Raw genomic sequence first — 17,889 nt, forward strand, 5'->3', positions numbered from 1 at the left:
GAGCATCAGGTACAATTCCCGGCTATTTTTCAGCGGGCAATCTGCCTGCAGCCTTTTTGAGTGTTGATCCGTGAGTGATTTGAGTCATATCCGCAATTTCTCCATCATCGCCCACATTGACCATGGCAAGTCGACGCTGGCCGATCGATTCATCCAGATGTGCGGCGGCCTTGCCGAGCGTGAAATGGAAGCCCAGGTACTGGACTCCATGGACCTCGAACGCGAACGCGGGATCACCATCAAGGCCCACAGCGTTACTCTGTATTACAAGGCCAAAGACGGCATCACCTACCAGCTGAACTTCATTGACACCCCGGGCCACGTCGACTTCACCTATGAAGTCAGCCGTTCGCTTGCGGCCTGTGAAGGTGCCTTGCTGGTAGTCGACGCCGGCCAGGGCGTCGAGGCGCAGTCGGTTGCCAACTGCTACACCGCGATCGAGCAGGGCCTGGAAGTCATGCCCGTGCTCAACAAGATCGACCTGCCCCAGGCCGAGCCTGAGCGTGTCAAGGAAGAGATCGAGAAGATCATCGGCATCGACGCCACCGACGCCGTCACCTGCAGCGCCAAGACCGGCCTGGGTGTCGACGAAGTACTCGAGCGTCTGGTGCACACCATTCCCGCGCCGACCGGCAACTACGAAGATCCGCTGCAAGCGTTGATCATCGACTCCTGGTTCGACAACTACCTGGGCGTTGTCTCCCTGGTCCGCGTGCGCCATGGCCGTGTGAAGAAGGGCGACAAGATCCTGGTCAAGTCCACCGGCAAGATCCACCTGGTGGACAGCGTCGGTGTATTCAACCCCAAGCACACCGCCACCACTGATCTGAAAGCCGGTGAAGTAGGCTTCATCATCGCCGGTATCAAGGACATCCACGGTGCACCGGTGGGTGACACCCTGACCCTGAGCTCCACGCCCGACGTCGACGTACTGCCCGGCTTCAAGCGTATCCAGCCACAGGTCTACGCCGGCCTGTTCCCGGTCAGCTCCGACGACTTCGAGGATTTTCGCGAAGCGCTGCAAAAGCTGACCCTCAACGACTCGTCGTTGCAGTACACCCCGGAAAGCTCCGACGCCCTGGGCTTCGGCTTCCGCTGCGGGTTTCTGGGCATGCTGCACATGGAAATCATCCAGGAGCGTCTTGAGCGCGAGTACGACCTGGACCTGATCACCACGGCGCCGACCGTTATTTTCGAGCTGTTGCTCAAAACCGGTGAAACGATTTACGTCGACAACCCGTCCAAGCTTCCGGATCTGTCGGCCATCGAAGACATGCGTGAGCCAATCGTGCGGGCCAATATCCTGGTCCCGCAGGAGCACCTGGGCAACGTCATCACCCTGTGTATCGAGAAGCGTGGCGTACAGCGCGACATGCTGTTCCTCGGTACCCAGGTGCAAGTGACCTACGATATGCCGATGAACGAAGTGGTCCTGGACTTCTTCGACCGTCTCAAATCCACCAGTCGCGGCTATGCTTCGCTGGATTACCATTTCGATCGTTACCAATCGGCTAATCTGGTGAAACTGGATGTGCTGATCAACGGCGACAAGGTAGATGCCCTGGCACTGATCGTGCACAAGGACAACGCGCACTACAAAGGTCGCCAACTGACCGAGAAGATGAAAGAACTGATTCCGCGCCAGATGTTCGACGTTGCGATCCAGGCCGCCATTGGCGGGCAGATCATTGCACGGACTTCCGTCAAGGCTCTCAGAAAGAACGTACTGGCCAAATGCTACGGCGGTGACGTAAGCCGTAAGCGCAAGCTGCTTGAGAAGCAAAAGGCCGGTAAAAAACGCATGAAGCAAGTAGGTAACGTGGAAGTTCCACAAGAAGCCTTCCTTGCGGTGCTCAGGTTGGATAGTTAGGTCCTATGTCACTAAATTTCCCGCTGTTGCTGGTTATCGCCGTCGCCGTTTGCGGCCTCCTGGCGTTGCTCGATCTGGTGTTCTTCGCCCCGCGTCGGCGGTCGGCCATTGCTTCCTATCAGGGCAGCGTCAGCCAGCCCGATGCGGTGGTGATCGAGAAGCTGAACAAAGAGCCCTTGCTGGTTGAATACGGCAAGTCGTTCTTCCCGGTGTTGTTCATCGTGCTGGTGCTGCGTTCGTTCCTGGTGGAGCCGTTCCAGATCCCTTCCGGGTCGATGAAGCCGACCCTGGACGTGGGCGACTTTATCCTGGTGAACAAGTTTTCCTACGGGATCCGCTTGCCGGTGATCGACAAGAAAGTCATCGAGGTTGGTGACCCGCAGCGCGGCGATGTGATGGTATTCCGCTACCCGAGCGACCCTAACGTCAACTACATCAAGCGTGTAGTCGGCCTGCCGGGCGACGTGGTGCGCTACACCAGCGACAAGCGCCTGTTCATCAACGGTGAATCGGTGGCCGAGAAGCTGCTGGGCGCCGAGCCGAACACCCTGGGCAGCGCCGAGCTGTACCAGGAAAAACTCGGTGCGGTAGAGCACGAGATCCGCAAGGAAATGAGCCGCTACCGCGCAATGCCTGATGGCCAATGGAAAGTACCCGCCGGGCACTACTTCATGATGGGCGACAACCGCGACAACTCCAATGACAGCCGTTACTGGGATGACCCCAATATTCCCAAGGACCTGCTGGGCATGGTGCCCGACGAGAACATCGTCGGCAAAGCCTTCGCGGTCTGGATGAGTTGGCCGGAACCCAAGCTCAGCCACCTGCCGAACTTCTCGCGGGTCGGGCTGATCAAGTAATACAGGCGGCGCTGTGAACACAGCGCCGAATGCTTTTCTGGGGTTTGGACAATTAACCGTCCGGCCCCATGCAGCACCAATCAGGATGTGAATTTGAACACTGCGTCAATCGTCGATGGCCGCCGGTGCCACCAACTAGATATGGATAAACCGTGACCGTTTCTCTAAGTCGTCTCGAGCGCCAGCTCGGCTACACCTTCAAGGACCCCGAATTGATGGTCCTTGCCCTCACACACCGCAGCTTTGCAGGGCGCAATAACGAGCGCCTGGAATTCCTCGGTGATGCCATCCTCAATTTTGCCGCCGGTGAGGCGCTGTTCGAGCGTTTTCCTCAAGCGCGCGAAGGCCAGCTTTCGCGCCTGCGGGCGCGCCTTGTGAAAGGCGAGACCCTGGCCGTGCTGGCCCGAGGTTTCGGCCTGGGCGAGTACCTGCGGTTGGGGTCCGGTGAGTTGAAAAGCGGCGGTTTCCGTCGCGAATCGATTCTGGCCGATGCCCTGGAAGCCTTGATCGGCGCGATCTACCTCGATGCAGGGATGGAGACGGCCAAGGAGCGCGTGGTCGCCTGGCTGGCTTCTGAAATCGAAAGCCTGACACTGGTCGACACCAACAAAGATCCCAAGACCCGCCTGCAGGAATACCTGCAGTCCCGCGGTTGCGAACTGCCACGCTACGAAGTGGTGGATATCCAGGGTGAGCCCCATTGCCGCGTGTTCTTCGTGGAGTGTGAAATCACCTTATTGAACGAAAAAAGCCGAGGTCAGGGTGTGAGCCGTCGCATTGCCGAACAGGTAGCGGCCGCTGCAGCACTGATTGCCCTGGGCGTGGAGAATGGCCATGACTGATTCAACCGCAACACGCTGTGGCTATGTTGCCATCGTCGGCCGCCCGAACGTGGGCAAGTCCACGCTGCTCAACCACATCCTCGGCCAGAAGCTCGCGATCACTTCGCGCAAGCCCCAGACCACTCGCCACAACATGCTGGGCATCAAGACCGAAGGCAACGTGCAAGCGGTGTATGTCGATACCCCGGGCATGCACAAAGGCGGTGAGAAAGCCCTGAACCGCTACATGAACAAGACCGCTTCGGCGGCGTTGAAAGACGTCGACGTGGTGATCTTCGTGGTCGACCGCACCAAGTGGACCGACGAAGACCAGATGGTTCTCGAGCGTGTGCAGTACGTCACCGGCCCCTTGATCGTCGCGTTGAACAAGACCGACCGCATCGAAGACAAAGCCGAGCTGATGCCGCACCTGACCTGGTTGCAGGAACAACTGCCGAACGCCCAGATCATGCCGATCTCGGCCCAGCACGGCCACAACCTCGAAGCCCTGGAGCGCGTGATCGCCGGTTACCTGCCGGAAAACGAGCATTTCTTCCCGGAAGACCAGATCACCGACCGCAGCAGCCGCTTCCTCGCCGCCGAGCTGGTACGCGAGAAAATCATGCGCCAGATGGGTGCCGAGCTGCCGTACCAGATCACCGTCGAGATCGAAGAGTTCAAGCAGCAGGGCAAGACCTTGCATATCCATGCGCTGATCCTCGTCGAGCGTGACGGCCAGAAGAAAATCATCATTGGCGACAAAGGCGAGCGCATCAAGCGCATCGGCACCGAAGCGCGCAAGGACATGGAGCTGCTGTTCGACTCCAAGATCATGCTTAACCTGTGGGTGAAGGTTAAGGGTGGCTGGTCAGATGATGAGCGTGCGTTGCGCTCACTGGGCTATGGCGACCTTTAAGAACACCGCAGGTCTGAAAAAATGTGGGAGGGGGCTTGCTCCCGATAGCGGAGGGTCAGTCACTTATTTGTTTAACTGACCCACCGCCATCGGGAGCAAGCCCCCTCCCACATTAGGTTGTGTGGTTTTAAAAATTGCATTCCAGCAGTGAGTTCCCATGTCTCAATCCCCACCTCCCAGCCAACTCGCCTACGTGCTGCATAGCCGCGCCTATCGCGAGACCAGCGCGCTGGTGGACTTCCTCACGCCTCAAGGCCGCCTGCGTGCGGTGCTGCGCAGCGCACGGGGCAAGGCAGGTACGTTGGCGCGGCCCTTCGTGGCCCTGGATGTGGAGTTTCGCGGCAAAGGCGAGTTGAAAAACGTCGGCCGCCTGGAAAGCGTCGGCACCTCTGCCTGGCTTAACGGCGATGCACTGTTCAGCGGCCTTTACCTCAATGAACTGCTGATCCGGCTGTTACCCGCCGAAGACCCGCACCCGGCAGTCTTCGATCACTACGCCGCGACGCTGCTGGCCCTGGCTGAAGGGCGCCCCCTGGAACCGCTGCTGCGCGCCTTCGAATGGCGCTTGCTCGACGACCTGGGCTATGGCTTTGAATTGCACAACGACCTGCACGGCGATCCCGTCGCCGCCGACGGCATGTACCGCCTGCAAGTGGATGCGGGCCTTGAGCGCGTGTACCTGTTGCAGCCGGGGCTGTTCCAGGGCAGCGAACTGCTGGCCATGAGCGACGCGGACTGGAGCGCGCCGGGCGCCTTGTCCGCCGCCAAGCGCCTGATGCGCCAGGCCCTTGCCGTGCACCTGGGCGGGCGACCGCTGGTCAGTCGCGAGTTGTTTCGAAAGCCCTGACATCCCCGTGTATGCTGTGCACCGATTCTTTCCCTTTTCAGGAGCGCTTCCGTGACCACCAGCAATCGCATTCTTCTTGGCGTCAACATCGACCACGTCGCCACCCTGCGCCAGGCCCGGGGCACCCGTTACCCTGACCCGGTCAAGGCCGCGCTGGACGCCGAAGAAGCGGGCGCCGACGGCATTACCGTGCACCTGCGCGAAGACCGCCGCCACATCCAGGAGCGTGATGTGCTGCTGCTCAAGGACGTGCTGCAAACGCGCATGAACTTCGAAATGGGCGTCACCGAAGAAATGATGGCGTTTGCCGAGCGCATTCGCCCGGCGCATATCTGCCTGGTGCCGGAAACCCGCCAGGAACTGACCACCGAGGGCGGCCTTGATGTCGCAGGTCAAGAAGCGCGGATCAAGGCCGCGGTGGAGCGGCTGTCGAAGATCGGCAGCGAAGTGTCCTTGTTTATCGACGCCGACGAACGCCAGATCCAAGCCTCGCGCCGTGTCGGTGCCCCGGCCATCGAATTGCACACTGGCCGTTACGCCGACGCCACCACCCCGACCGAAGTGGCCGACGAGCTGCAACGCATCATCGACGGCGTGAACTGCGGGCTCAACGAAGGCTTGATCGTCAATGCCGGCCATGGCTTGCACTACCACAACGTCGAAGCTGTGGCGGCGATCAAGGGCATCAACGAGCTGAACATCGGCCATGCACTGGTGGCCCATGCGCTGTTCGTCGGTTTCAAGGGTGCGGTTGCCGAGATGAAAGCCTTGATTCTGGCGGCTGCCAGGACCTGAGCAAACACAATATAAGCCACAATGAAGTTCACAATGTGGGAGGGGGCTTGCTCCCGATAGCAGTGTGTCAGTCAGCATGTTTTTAGCTGACCCACCGCCATCGGGAGCAAGCCCCCTCCCACATGTTGATCTTTATCGACATCCACAATTGCGCCATGCGGCAATGCGAAGCCTTACTGTTTAGGCGACGCAGGTGTATCGTATCTGCCCTTTGCGGGCCTTGGCCTGCGGCAGATACGTGAGGTTGCTGTGTCCCAATCGTTTTCCCGTCGACAGATCCTCGGTGGCCTTGCCGGCCTGGCAGTCGTCGGTGTGGGCGCCGGTGGCGCCTATCGTTACTGGCTGGGCAAGGTCGCCGATGCCAACGCAGGAAGCGACTACCAACTGATTGCCGCGCCCCTGGACGTGGAACTGGTACCGGGGCACAAGACCCAAGCCTGGGCATTCGGCCCTTCGGCGCCTGGCACCGAGTTGCGCGTGCGCCAGGGCGAATGGCTGCGGGTACGTTTCATCAATCACCTGCCGGTCGCCACTACCATCCACTGGCACGGCATCCGCCTGCCGCTGGAAATGGACGGCGTCCCCTACGTTTCGCAATTGCCGGTGCTGCCTGGGGAATATTTCGACTACCAATTTCGCGTGCCCGATGCCGGCAGCTACTGGTATCACCCCCACGTAAGCAGCAGCGAAGAACTTGGCCGTGGCCTGGTCGGCCCATTGATTGTGGAAGAGCGCGAACCCACCGGTTTCAAATACGAACGTACCTTGAGCCTGAAGAACTGGCACATCGACGAAGAAGGTGCGTTTGTCGAGTTCAGTATCCCCCGTGAAGCGGCGCGGGGCGGCACTGCAGGGCGCCTCTCCACCATCAACGGCGTGCCCCAGGCGGTCATCGACCTGCCCGCTGGGCAAATCACTCGCGTGCGCTTGCTCAACCTCGACAACACCCTGACCTATCGCCTCAACATCCCCGGCGTCGAAGCGCAGATCTACGCGTTGGACGGCAACCCCATCGAGCCGCGCCCGCTGGGCAAGGAATACTGGCTGGGCCCAGGGATGCGCATCTGTCTGGCAATCAAGGCCCCGCCGGCGGGTGAAGAATTGTCGATCCGCAACGGCCCGGTGCGCCTGGGCACCTTCCGTTCGGTGGCCAACACCGATGCGCCTACCCAGTGGCCACCGGCATTGCCGGCCAACCCGGTTGCCGAGCCGGACCTGGCCAATGCCGAGAAACTCAACTTCAATTTCGAATGGGTCGGTTCGGTGTCGGTCAATGTCGAAAACGGTAAGCCACCCAGCCTGTGGCAGATCAACGGCCAGGCCTGGGACATCACCGACAAGACCTGTGCCGACCGCCCGATTGCCAGGCTTGAAAAGGGCAAGAGCTACATCTTTGAATTGAAGAACATGACCCAGTACCAGCACCCGATCCACCTGCATGGCATGAGCTTCAAGGTGATTGCGTCGAACCGCCACAAGGTCATCCCGTATTTCACCGACACCTACCTGCTGGGCAAGAACGAACGCGCCCGTGTGGCGCTGGTGGCGGATAACCCGGGAGTGTGGATGTTCCATTGCCACGTGATCGACCATATGGAAACCGGCCTGATGGCCGCTATCGAGGTGGCGTGATGCGCCAGATTCGCCCCGGCGCGATTATCGACCGCAGCCGCGACCAGGACTTTATGCGCGAAGCCCTCGCCCTGGCCGCCCAAGGCGCCGCACTGGGCGAAGTGCCGGTGGGCGCGGTGCTGGTGCAGGATGGTGCAATCATCGGCCGCGGTTTCAATTGCCCGATCAGCGGCAACGACCCCAGCGCCCATGCCGAAATGGTCGCGATCCGCGCCGCTGCGCAAGCCATCAGCAACTATCGCCTGGTGGGCAGCACGCTGTATGTGACCCTGGAACCGTGCAGCATGTGCGCCGGGTTGATCGTGCATTCACGCATCGCAAGGGTGGTGTATGGCGCACTGGAGCCCAAGGCCGGGATTGTGCAAAGCCAGGGGCAGTTTTTTACCCAGGGCTTTCTCAACCATAAGGTACTGTTTGAAGGCGGCGTGCTGGCCGAGGAGTGCGGCACGGTGTTGAGCGAGTTCTTCAAGGCTCGCCGAGCTAAACCACCACTCTAAAGAACACTGAGAACAAAAAATGTGGGAGGGGGCTTGCTCCCGATAGCGGTGTATCAGCCATAAATGTGGTGGCTGACACTCTGCTATCGGGAGCAAGCCCCCTCCCACATTTGGCCCTGTGTTTCTTCAGGGAGATCGGGGTTACTTTTTGGCGATGATCACCGCCCGCATCGGCGCCGGCAGCCCTTCGATGGTCTTGCTGTGATCTTCGGGATCGAGAAAGTCGCTCAAGGACTGATACTTCATCCACTCTGTTCCACGCTGTTCCTCAACCGTGGTCACGCTCACATCCACGCACCGCACCTCACTGAAGCCTGCACGGCGCAGCCACAACATCAACGCCGGCACCGAGGGCAGGAACCACACGTTACGCATCTGTGCATAACGGTCTTCCGGCACCAGCACCTGCTGCTGATCGCCTTCCACCACCAGGGTTTCCAGGACCAGTTCGCCGCCCTTGACCAGGGTGTCCTTGAGCGCCAGCAAGTGCTCGATCGGCGAGCGGCGATGGTAGAACACGCCCATGGAGAACACCGTGTCGAAGCCTTCCAGGTTCGCCGGCAAGTCTTCGAACGGGAACGGCAGGTGCCAGGCTTTGGGCTCAGACAGATAACGTTGCACTGCCTGGAACTGGCAGAAGAACAGCCAGTTGGGGTCCACGCCAATCACACTGTCGGCGCCCGCGCCGAGCATTCGCCACATGTAGTAACCGTTGCCGCAGCCCACATCGAGGATGCGTTTGCCCTTCAAGTTCAAGTGCGGCGCAACCCGCGACCACTTCCAGTCCGAACGCCATTCGGTGTCCACATGCACGCCGAACAGGTGGAACGGGCCTTTGCGCCATGGGCTCAGCCCCATCAGTGCCGAGTGCATCCGGGCGCGGGTTTCGTCGTCGCAATCGGTGTCCAGCACCAGACCGTTCAACAGGTCGACTTCGTTGGGCTGGATCTTCGGCAGTGCGTCCAAAGCACTCTGCCAGCGCTCCAGGTCGCCATGACCTTTTTCCATCTTGCTGTCGAGCTGCGCTTGCAGGCCCTGGGCCCAAACGGCCAAAGGAGTGCCGACCAGATGGCGGGCGAGGGGGGATAAATCAATCATGGCAAGGCAATCAACGAGGCAAAGTTAAGACACTGGAACCACGGCACGACTTTCGAGAACCCGGCCGCCAGCAGGCGTTCGCGGTGTTCTTCGAGGCTGTCGGGTTTCATGACGTTTTCGATGGCGCTGCGCTTCTGGGCGATTTCCAGTTCGCTGTAGCCGTTGGCGCGTTTGAACGCGATATGCAGGTCGGTCAGCAGTGCGTGTTCTTCAATATCGTTAAAGCGCAGCTTTTCCGAGAGGATCAACGCCCCGCCCGGCAGCAGCGATTGGCGGATACGCCCGAGCAACGCCAAACGTTCGTCAGGGGCGATAAATTGCAGGGTGAAGTTCAGCGCTACTACCGAGGCGGGCTGAAATTGCAACGCGAGGATATCGCCCTCGATCACCTCGACCGGCAGCAACTCCTGGAACATCGAGTCCTGGCCGTTGAGGTATTCGCGGCAGCGCTCGACCATCGCCGCCGAGTTGTCCACCGCGATCACCCGGCAGCCATCGGTGCGCACATGGCGACGCAGGGCCTGGGTCACGGCACCCAGGGACGAGCCCAGGTCATACAGCACGCTACCCGGCTGGGCAAATTGCGCGGCCAGCACGCCGAGGTTCTCGACGATGGTCGGGTAGCCCGGCACCGAGCGTTTGATCATGTCCGGGAACACCCGCACCACATCCTCGTTAAAGGCGAAGTCCGGCACCTGGGGCAGGGGCTGGGCGAATAGGCGATCGGGTTCTTTGCTCACGGTTGTTCCGGCGACGAGGGGGAAAGGCCGGCATTTTAGCCAAGTTGGTCGTCGGATGCGCGGGTTGTCTGATGGAAAGCTGAGGCGGTGATGCCCCATTGCCCGAGCCAATAAGTGGCGATCAACAAATAGGGCGCCGCATCGAAGGTCAATACAAACCGGTTGATACCGATCAACGTATCGGAAAACACAAACGACACCGCACCCGCTGCCGCCAGCAGTGCCGAGCGTTGCGGTACCGCGCTGCCCAACCTTGCCAATGCACGCCAGAGCATGGCGCTGATCACCAGCGCGTAAACCACCACCGGTATCAGCAACTCGCCTAAACCGTGGGAGATCAGGATGCCCAGCAGGATCGCCCCGACAGCCAGGGCCAGCACCAGCGGTACTATTGCCAGGCGCCGACAGTCGCTGAAATAGGCTTTGAGGTAAGCCAGATGCGCAAACAGAAATGCGCCCAGGCCAAAGATAAACAGGTCCCCCGGCCAGGCGAGCAATACGTCGCCCACCACGGAAAAAATCAACCCCAGGCTGATCCAGCGTCGATAGTCGGTAGGCGGTGCGTCATGCAGCCAACCCAGCAGCGCCAGAACCGGCAGTGGCTTGACCAGCAGGCACAGCAGCGTCGCGTGAGTCGCCAGGCCGTAGATAAAGGTACCGGCGCCCATCAAGGCAAGGATCAGCCAGGGCATATCAGTTCACCGTAATGGCGCAGTCAAAGGTTTCGACAGGTTCGGCTTCCGGCTCCCAGGGTTGCTGGGAGGTCAGGCGCAAACGGCCTTGCCCTGGGGCGAATGCCTGGAAGCGCCAGGTCGATTGACCACCGCCGCCGATCACACCGGATTCGGCGCTGCTATAGACCTCGGGGCTCAATGCGCGCAGAACACCGCCAGCGGAGTCCTGGATGGCCCAGCGGTAGCCGGTGGTGGGATTGCTGGGCAAGGTGAGGATCAGGTTCTGATTGGTTTTAAGCTGGAGCGGGCAGGCGCTCTGGTTGTCCACGGTAACGTTTTGCTTCGGTGCACTGGCGCACGCGGCCAACAGGGCAAGGCTCAAGGGGAGAAGCAGGCGGGCAGCGGTCATGGAGGCTCCGTTTATACACGACGAAGGGCGAGCATAACCGAAGATGAGGCAGGGTGTGACAAGCAGGGTATGTGTCGCGGCCACTCACGCCATCGGGGGCAAGCCCCCTCCCACATTTGACCGCGTTGTCATTCACGACGCCGGTTCCCTGTGGGAGGGGGCTTGCCCCCGATGAGGCCGGTTCAGGCGCTAGAGCTCTATCAGAACAGCACCTTCGCCACATCCGCAAAGCGCCTGGCGAAGTGCACGGTCATGCCTTCCTTCAGGTACTCCGGCAACTCTTCAAAGCTGCCACGGTTGGGCTCCGGCAGGATCAGTTCGTGGATCTTCTGGCGCCGCGCTGCAATCACCTTTTCACGCACCCCGCCAATCGGCAGCACATGCCCGGTCAAGGTCAGTTCGCCGGTCATGGCCACGCCTTTCTTTGGCGGCTGGTTGCGTGCCAGCGACAGGAGCGCACTGGCCATGGTCACACCCGCACTTGGGCCGTCTTTCGGCGTGGCGCCTTCCGGCACGTGCAAGTGAACGAAGGCTTCGTCGAAGAACTTCGGATCACCGCCAAACGACTTCAGGTTCGAGCTGATGTAGCTGTAGGCGATTTCGGCGGATTCCTTCATCACTTCACCCAACTGCCCGGTGAGCTTGAAGCCGCGATTGAGCGTGTGGATACGCGTTGCTTCAATCGGCAATGTGGCGCCGCCCATGCTGGTCCAGGCCAGGCCGGTGATCACGCCGGTGCCGGACAGCACCTGCTCGTTACGGAATACCGGCATCCCCAGGGAGCTTTCCAAGTCCTTGTTGCCGATCTTGATCACGCTGTCGGGCTCATCCAGCAGCTTGACCACCGCCTTGCGCACCAGTTTGCCCAGTTGCTTCTCCAGCTGACGCACCCCGGCTTCCCGCGCATAACCGTCGATCAACGCACGCAGCGCGCCGTCGCTGATGGTCAGGCTGTTTTTCGCGACGCCGGCTTTTTCCAACTGTTTGGGCCACAGGTGGCGCTTGGCGATGGCGACTTTTTCTTCGGTGATATAGCCCGACAGGCGAATCACTTCCATGCGGTCCAGCAACGGGCCCGGAATCGAGTCCAGGGTGTTGGCAGTGCACACGAACAGCACTTTGGACAGGTCCAGGCGCAGGTCCAGGTAGTGGTCGAGGAATTCGACGTTCTGCTCCGGGTCCAGGGTTTCCAGCAACGCCGATGCCGGATCGCCCTGGAAGCTCTGGCCCATCTTGTCGATCTCGTCGAGCATGATCACCGGGTTCATGACTTCCACGTCTTTCAGTGCCTGCACCAGCTTGCCGGGCAGGGCGCCGATGTAGGTGCGGCGATGGCCCTTGATCTCGGCCTCATCGCGCATACCGCCGACGCTGAAACGGTAGAACGGTCGGCCCAGGGACTCGGCAATGGATTTGCCCACGCTGGTCTTGCCCACGCCCGGCGGGCCTACCAGCAACACGATGGAGCCGGCGACTTCGCCTTTATAGGCGCCCACCGCGAGGAATTCGAGGATGCGACTCTTGATGTCATCCAGGCCCGCATGGTGCTTGTCCAGCACCTTGCGCGCGTGTTTGAGGTCGAGCTTATCCGCGCCGTATACGCCCCACGGCACCGAGGTAGCCCAGTCCAGGTAGTTGCGCGTGACGGCGTATTCCGGCGAGCCCGTCTCAAGGATCGACAGTTTGTTCAATTCTTCATCAATGCGTTTTTTCGCCTGGGCCGGCAGCACCTTGCCTTCCAGGCGCTGCTCGAACTGCTCGACGTCCGCACTGCGGTCGTCCTTGGTGAGGCCCAGCTCTTGCTGGATGACCTTGAGCTGTTCCTTGAGGAAGAATTCGCGCTGGTGCTCGCCGATCTTGCGGTTCACTTCGGCAGACAGTTCTTTTTGCAGCCGCGCCACTTCGACCTCTTTGCGCAGCATCGGCAGCACTTTTTCCATGCGCTTGAGCATGGGTACGCAGTCCAGCACTTCCTGCAGCTCATTACCTGTCGCCGAGGTGAGGGCGGCGGCGAAGTCGGTGAGCGGCGACGGGTCGTTGGGGCTGAAGCGGTTGAGGTAGTTCTTCAACTCTTCGCTGTACAGCGGGTTGAGCGGCAGCAGTTCCTTGATCGCATTGATCAACGCCATGCCGTAGGCCTTGACCTCGTCGGTGGGCTCGCTGGGCTGATGCGGGTATTCGACCTCCACCAGGTACGGTGGGCGATGGTGCTTGAGCCAGGTCTTGATGCGCACACGGGTCAGGCCCTGGGCCACGAATTGCAGCTTGCCGTTCTCGCGGCTGGCGTGGTGCACCTTGACCAGGGTGCCGTACAGCGGCAGGGCCGAGGTGTCGAAGTGCCGTGGGTCTTCTGGCGGCGTGTCCATGAAAAACAGGGCAAGGGAGTGGTGGTCGGATTTGCTCACCAGCTCCAGGGTCTCGGCCCACGGCTCTTCATTGACGATCACCGGCAGCACTTGCGCCGGGAAAAACGGCCGGTTGTGGATCGGGATGATATAGACCTTGTCCGGCAGGTTCTGCCCAGGAAGCGCCAGGCCGGTGTTGGACGAGGAGGTTTCTGCGTTTTCGGGGTCGGCGTAATCGTTGAGGTCGTAATCAGGGACGTCTTGCTGGTCGCTCATGGGGCACCTGCATAAGGGAGTATGCAGGTTAGATGGGGCGGGGGAGCGGTGGTTTCAATGGTGGGGGTGAGATAGCAACATATTGCATGAAATTACCAAAATGACGCTGCCTCAGTGCCTTAGTCAATAATATGACGCTAACGGTGCCGTATTTATTGGGTTTACTTATGCCTTGTCCAAGCTAATCTAGCCTAAACAAAATTCTCTTTAAGGATGGACGTTTTTTTGACGCCAGCTCAGCAACCGGCAGGGATGCATATGAGAGACGCAACGCACCGCACAGAACGCCGAGCGCGGCCGGCGGGTGCGGCATTGCAGTGGCGTCACACCTTTCAAACCCGGATTGCCGGAGTACTGGCGCTGTTGTTGCTGGTGGTCGTGGCGGCCACGTATTTCGCCGTCAAGGCCGCTACTACCCGCGCCGTGGAGAACCAGGCCCAGGTGCAGTTGGACACAGGGCGGCAGGTGTTCGAGCGCTTGTTGGACCTGCGCGGCCGCCGCCTGCAATATGGGTTGGACTGGCTCACCATCGATGGCCCGTTCAAGCAGGCCGTGGCCGGTGGCGCAACTGTGCCGATCCTGGAGGCCCTGGGACGCCACGGTACGGGGGTCAATTCCAGCGAAGTGTTCGTGTTGGGCCTGGATGACAGGGTCATGGTCAGTACCTTGCTGGCGATGACGCAAGGGGAGGCGTTCCCTTATGCCAATGCATTGCGCAGCGCGCGCCGCAGCGGCCAGCAAATGCTGATCGTCGCCATGGCTGGGCGCCCCTACTTGCTGGTGCAGAAGGAAGTCCTTGAACCCGCGCCCATCGCCCGAGTGATCATGGGCTTTCCCATGGATACGCAATTTGCCCATGAGTTGCGCTCCATGAGCAACCTTGAGGTGTCGTTTCTCAGCGTACAAGGCGGCCATGTCGGCCAGCTCTTCACGACCCAGCCGGGCAGTTTGCGCCCGAGCGTTATCGACCTGCTGCTGGGTACGTCAATCGATCCGCAGGCGCGGGTCCAAGGGTTCCATGGCCAGCGCGTGCTCAGCCAGGTGTTGCCCTTGGCCAATAGCGGCGAAGGCGATGAAGTGCGCGTGTTGCTGCAAAGCCCGCTGGACCACGCCCTGGAATCCTTCGCACCGCTGGACCGGCAGTTTCTGGTGATTGCCGTGGCGGTGCTGTTGGTCTCGCTGGGGGCTGCGTTATTTCTTGCGCGGCGTGTATCACGCCCGCTCAATGCATTGGTGCGGGCCGCTGAGCGGATCGGCGCCGGTGACTACCACACGCCGGTGCGGGTGCGCGGCCACGATGAGTTCGGCCTCTTGGCCCGCGCTTTCAATGCCATGCAAAGCGGCATCGCCGTGCGCGAACGACAGTTGGCCCATAACGCTTTGCATGATGCGCTCACCGGCCTGCCCAATCGCGCCCTGGCCATGGAGCGTCTGGGCAGTGCGATCAGTGCGCGGCGGCCGGTGGTGTTGCTGTACCTGGGGATTGAAAACTATCGGGTCATCAACGAAGGCTTCGGCCCCCAGGGTGTGGAAGAAATGTTGTGCGAAGCCAGCCGCTGCCTGTCCATGAGCCTGCTGGCCAGCGACACTGCCGCGCGCATTGCCGGCAGTGAGTTTCTGCTGTTGCTGGAAAACACCGAAATCGACTCCGCCGTCGCCCGTGCCGACCGCGTGTACGGGCTGCTGACCGAACCCCAGCGCATCGGTAACGATGAAGTGCGTCATGAAGTGAGCATCGGCATTGCCGCGTATCCCGCAGACGGTCAGCAGGTCGAGGAACTGATCAACCGCGCCGCCATCGCTCGGCATGACGCGGCCACCATGCCGGGGCATTTGCAGATCTACCAGCCTGATCGCGACCTCGCTCACCAACGCCAGATTACCCTGATCCGCGATCTGCGCCGGGCGGTGGTCGAAGGCGAGTTGTTCCTGTGCTATCAGCCCAAGCTCGACCTCAAGCACGGCCATGTGGGCCAGGCGGAAGCCTTGTTGCGTTGGCAACACCCGACCCTTGGGCAAGTGTCGCCCACAGAATTCATTCCCCTGGCCGAACGCACCGGCAGCATGGGGCTCCTGACCTTATGGGTGATTGAAGAGGCCATCCGCCAGATTGCCGAATGGGCGCTGCGTGGCCTGGTGATTCAACTGTCGGTGAATATCTCGGTGAACGACCTGGTCGATGACGACTTGGCCATTCGCGTCACTGCGCTATTGATCCAATACGAGGTGAGCGCCGAGCATTTGCTTTTCGAAATCACCGAAAGCGCCATCATGCACAATCCACAGCAAGCCCTCAGCGTGCTGGAACAACTGCGCGGCTGCGGCATCAGCCTGTCGGTGGACGACTTCGGTACCGGTTACTCATCACTGGCGCAGTTGCAGCGCCTGCCGGTACAGGAGTTGAAGATTGACCAGTCGTTCATACGCAACCTCGACAGCACCAGCGGCGACGGCGTGATCGTGCGCTCCACCATCGAGATGAGCCACAACCTGGGCCTCAAGGTCGTGGCCGAGGGGGTGGAGTTCGAGCACAGCCTCACCCTGCTCAAGCACTGGCAGTGCGACACGGCCCAGGGCTACCTGATCAGCCGGCCACTGAATGCCATGGCGTTCGAGCGCTGGATGCGCCGTGCGCGGGTGTCTGTTTAGACACAGCAGACGAGCATTAAACCGTGGCGAGGGAGCTACTTTGGCAGCGTTTCAGCGACCAGGCTTTGCAGCCGCGTCCATAACCGTTCGACATGCTGGCGCTCGGTGCCCAATGCACCGATGGACACCCGCACCATCCAGCGCTCTTCGAGGAGGGCGGGGGTGACATAGGCATGACCGGACTGGTTGAGTTTTTCTGCCCAGGCCCGCGTGTGCTGATCCAGCGCCTCGCCGTTCAGCCCTGGCGGTTCATGGCGAATACACAGGGTTTGCAGGGCTGGCGCGGCCACCAGTTTCCATTGCGCGCTGCTTTCGATCTGTTCAGCCAGCCAGCGTGCATTGGCCAGGTCGCGCCTCAGCCGTGCCTGCAAGCCGCTGACGCCTTGTTCGCGTATCAGAAACCACAGCTTCAGGGCGCGGAAGCGGCTGCCCAATGAAATCCGCCAGTCGCGGTAGTTTCTGACCTGGCCGTCGGCACTGGACTGCAAGTAGCTCGGGTTGGTGGTCATGATGCGAATCAAATGCTCGGGGTCGCGCACGAAGTACACCGAGCAATCGAAGGCCGCGCCCAGCCATTTGTGCGGGTTGAGCACCAGGGAGTCGGCTTTTTCGATGCCCTGCCACAGTGCCCGGCATTCCGGCAGGATCATCGCAGCGCCGGCCATGGCCGAGTCCACATGCAGCCACACACCGTGGCGTTGTGTCAGGTCGCCAATCGCATCCAGAGGGTCGATCGCCATGGCGGCTGTGGTCCCGGTGGTAGCAATTACTACGCAGGGGCGATTGCCGGCGGCCAGGTCCTGTTCGATGGCCTGCGCCAATGCCTGGGGCGACATTGCATTGTGTTGGTCGGTGGCGATGGTGCGGATATGGTTCTGGCCGAATCCGGCCAGGATCGCCGCCTTGTTGACCGAGCTATGGGCGTGGGCCGAGGTGTAGACGATCAGGGGGGCGCCGCTGTTTTGCAGGCCGTCATGCATCAGCGCGTAATCGGAGCTGCGCTCCCTGGCGCTGATGAGGGCCACCAGGGTGGAGGTGGACGCGGAGTCCTGGATCACGCCGCTCCAGGCGCTGCTCAGGCCGAGCATGTCGCGCAGCCAATCGGTGGTCACTTCTTCGATTTCGGTGAGGGCCGGGCTGGATTGCCAGGACAAGCCCACCACACCCAGGCCAGTGCTCAGGCAATCGCCCAGCACCGAAGACAGCTCCACGTTGGAAGGGAAGAAGCCGAAAAAACTCGGATGCTGCCAATGCAGCAGCCCGGGCATGATCAGCTTTTCGACATCGCCCATGATCTGTTCGAACGGTTCGGCGCTGTCAGGCGGGCTCGCTGGCAGGGCGGCCTTGATTTCGCCGGGCACCGTGGTGGGCTGCACGCCGCGTTGCTCGATGTTTTCTCGATAGTCTGCGATCAGGTCGATCATGGCGTAGCCATGGCGACGGAATTCTTCGGGGGTCAT

At 60.9% G+C, this 17,889-nt stretch carries 15 protein-coding genes; 9 read left to right on the forward strand and 6 right to left on the reverse strand.

Features of this window, described 5'->3' with window-relative positions; translation table 11 throughout:
- Positions 1-70 precede the first annotated feature (70 nt).
- From lepA to tadA, 8 genes are all read left to right on the forward strand, one after another.
- Complete coding sequence (gene lepA / locus E3O56_RS08220) at positions 71-1,870, forward strand: translation elongation factor 4 (protein WP_032877619.1); 1,800 nt, start codon at positions 71-73, stop codon at positions 1,868-1,870.
- 5 nt (positions 1,871-1,875) lie between these two features.
- Positions 1,876-2,730, forward strand: a complete 855-nt coding sequence (gene lepB, locus E3O56_RS08225; RefSeq protein WP_032877618.1) for a signal peptidase I — start codon at positions 1,876-1,878, stop codon at positions 2,728-2,730.
- A gap of 152 nt (positions 2,731-2,882) precedes the next feature.
- Positions 2,883-3,572: a ribonuclease III gene (gene rnc, locus E3O56_RS08230; RefSeq protein WP_005785145.1), complete on the forward strand. Its 690-nt coding sequence runs from the start codon at positions 2,883-2,885 to the stop codon at positions 3,570-3,572.
- Entirely contained in the window at positions 3,565-4,467 is a 903-nt protein-coding gene (gene era / locus E3O56_RS08235; protein WP_005785147.1) for a GTPase Era, read from the forward strand. Before rnc ends, era begins: the two co-directional genes overlap by 8 nt.
- A gap of 157 nt (positions 4,468-4,624) precedes the next feature.
- Entirely contained in the window at positions 4,625-5,314 is a 690-nt protein-coding gene (gene recO, locus E3O56_RS08240; RefSeq protein ID WP_005785148.1) for a DNA repair protein RecO, read from the forward strand.
- A gap of 51 nt (positions 5,315-5,365) precedes the next feature.
- Positions 5,366-6,109: a pyridoxine 5'-phosphate synthase gene (gene pdxJ / locus E3O56_RS08245; protein ID WP_148853384.1), complete on the forward strand. Its 744-nt coding sequence runs from the start codon at positions 5,366-5,368 to the stop codon at positions 6,107-6,109.
- A gap of 249 nt (positions 6,110-6,358) precedes the next feature.
- Positions 6,359-7,741: a multicopper oxidase family protein gene (locus E3O56_RS08250; protein ID WP_032877616.1), complete on the forward strand. Its 1,383-nt coding sequence runs from the start codon at positions 6,359-6,361 to the stop codon at positions 7,739-7,741.
- The gene (tadA, locus tag E3O56_RS08255; RefSeq protein ID WP_103733383.1) at positions 7,741-8,238 is read left to right on the forward strand and encodes a tRNA adenosine(34) deaminase TadA; all 498 of its coding nucleotides are present in this window, start codon (positions 7,741-7,743) and stop codon (positions 8,236-8,238) included. Before E3O56_RS08250 ends, tadA begins: the two co-directional genes overlap by 1 nt.
- Positions 8,239-8,379: 141 nt before the next feature.
- On the opposite strand, the gene cmoB is transcribed toward tadA, so the two are convergent.
- The 5 genes from cmoB to lon all read right to left on the reverse strand — a co-directional run bounded on the left by cmoB (position 8,380) and on the right by lon (position 13,780).
- Positions 8,380-9,336, reverse strand: coding sequence for a tRNA 5-methoxyuridine(34)/uridine 5-oxyacetic acid(34) synthase CmoB (gene cmoB / locus E3O56_RS08260; protein WP_103733384.1), 957 nt, complete (start codon positions 9,334-9,336; stop codon positions 8,380-8,382).
- Positions 9,333-10,076, reverse strand: coding sequence for a carboxy-S-adenosyl-L-methionine synthase CmoA (cmoA, locus tag E3O56_RS08265; protein WP_223017626.1), 744 nt, complete (start codon positions 10,074-10,076; stop codon positions 9,333-9,335). Before cmoA ends, cmoB begins: the two co-directional genes overlap by 4 nt.
- 35 nt (positions 10,077-10,111) lie before the next feature.
- On the reverse strand, positions 10,112-10,768 hold the full coding sequence (locus E3O56_RS08270) for a lysoplasmalogenase (protein WP_248128078.1): 657 nt from the start codon (positions 10,766-10,768) through the stop codon (positions 10,112-10,114).
- A gap of 1 nt (position 10,769) precedes the next feature.
- Complete coding sequence (locus E3O56_RS08275) at positions 10,770-11,159, reverse strand: protease inhibitor I42 family protein (RefSeq protein WP_032877611.1); 390 nt, start codon at positions 11,157-11,159, stop codon at positions 10,770-10,772.
- A 200-nt stretch (positions 11,160-11,359) separates the two neighbouring features.
- Positions 11,360-13,780: an endopeptidase La gene (gene lon, locus E3O56_RS08280; RefSeq protein WP_103733386.1), complete on the reverse strand. Its 2,421-nt coding sequence runs from the start codon at positions 13,778-13,780 to the stop codon at positions 11,360-11,362.
- A gap of 312 nt (positions 13,781-14,092) precedes the next feature.
- On the opposite strand from lon, the gene E3O56_RS08285 reads away from it, so the two are divergent.
- Entirely contained in the window at positions 14,093-16,429 is a 2,337-nt protein-coding gene (locus E3O56_RS08285; protein WP_248128220.1) for a GGDEF domain-containing phosphodiesterase, read from the forward strand.
- Between the two features lie 35 nt (positions 16,430-16,464).
- On the opposite strand, the gene E3O56_RS08290 is transcribed toward E3O56_RS08285, so the two are convergent.
- Positions 16,465-17,889 carry a pyridoxal-dependent decarboxylase gene (locus E3O56_RS08290; RefSeq protein ID WP_248128079.1) on the reverse strand — a complete coding sequence of 475 codons (1,425 nt, stop codon included), beginning with the start codon at positions 17,887-17,889 and terminating at the stop codon, positions 16,465-16,467.

Origin of the sequence: Pseudomonas sp. W2Aug9 (assembly GCF_023127755.1) — a bacterium.
Lineage (GTDB): Bacteria > Pseudomonadota > Gammaproteobacteria > Pseudomonadales > Pseudomonadaceae > Aquipseudomonas > Aquipseudomonas synxantha_A.

Bases quoted from the DNA above. Each gene is read 5' to 3' on its own strand.
- lepB (WP_032877618.1), top strand. From the start codon at position 1,876: ATGTCACTAAATTTCCCGCTGTTGCTGGTTATCGCCGTCGCCGTTTGC.
- lon (WP_103733386.1), bottom strand. From the start codon at position 13,780: ATGAGCGACCAGCAAGACGTCCCTGATTACGACCTCAACGATTACGCC.
- E3O56_RS08275 (WP_032877611.1), bottom strand. From the start codon at position 11,159: ATGACCGCTGCCCGCCTGCTTCTCCCCTTGAGCCTTGCCCTGTTGGCC.
- recO (WP_005785148.1), top strand. From the start codon at position 4,625: ATGTCTCAATCCCCACCTCCCAGCCAACTCGCCTACGTGCTGCATAGC.
- era (WP_005785147.1), top strand. From the start codon at position 3,565: ATGACTGATTCAACCGCAACACGCTGTGGCTATGTTGCCATCGTCGGC.
- tadA (WP_103733383.1), top strand. From the start codon at position 7,741: ATGCGCCAGATTCGCCCCGGCGCGATTATCGACCGCAGCCGCGACCAG.
- E3O56_RS08270 (WP_248128078.1), bottom strand. From the start codon at position 10,768: ATGCCCTGGCTGATCCTTGCCTTGATGGGCGCCGGTACCTTTATCTAC.
- cmoB (WP_103733384.1), bottom strand. From the start codon at position 9,336: ATGATTGATTTATCCCCCCTCGCCCGCCATCTGGTCGGCACTCCTTTG.
- E3O56_RS08290 (WP_248128079.1), bottom strand. From the start codon at position 17,889: ATGACCCCCGAAGAATTCCGTCGCCATGGCTACGCCATGATCGACCTG.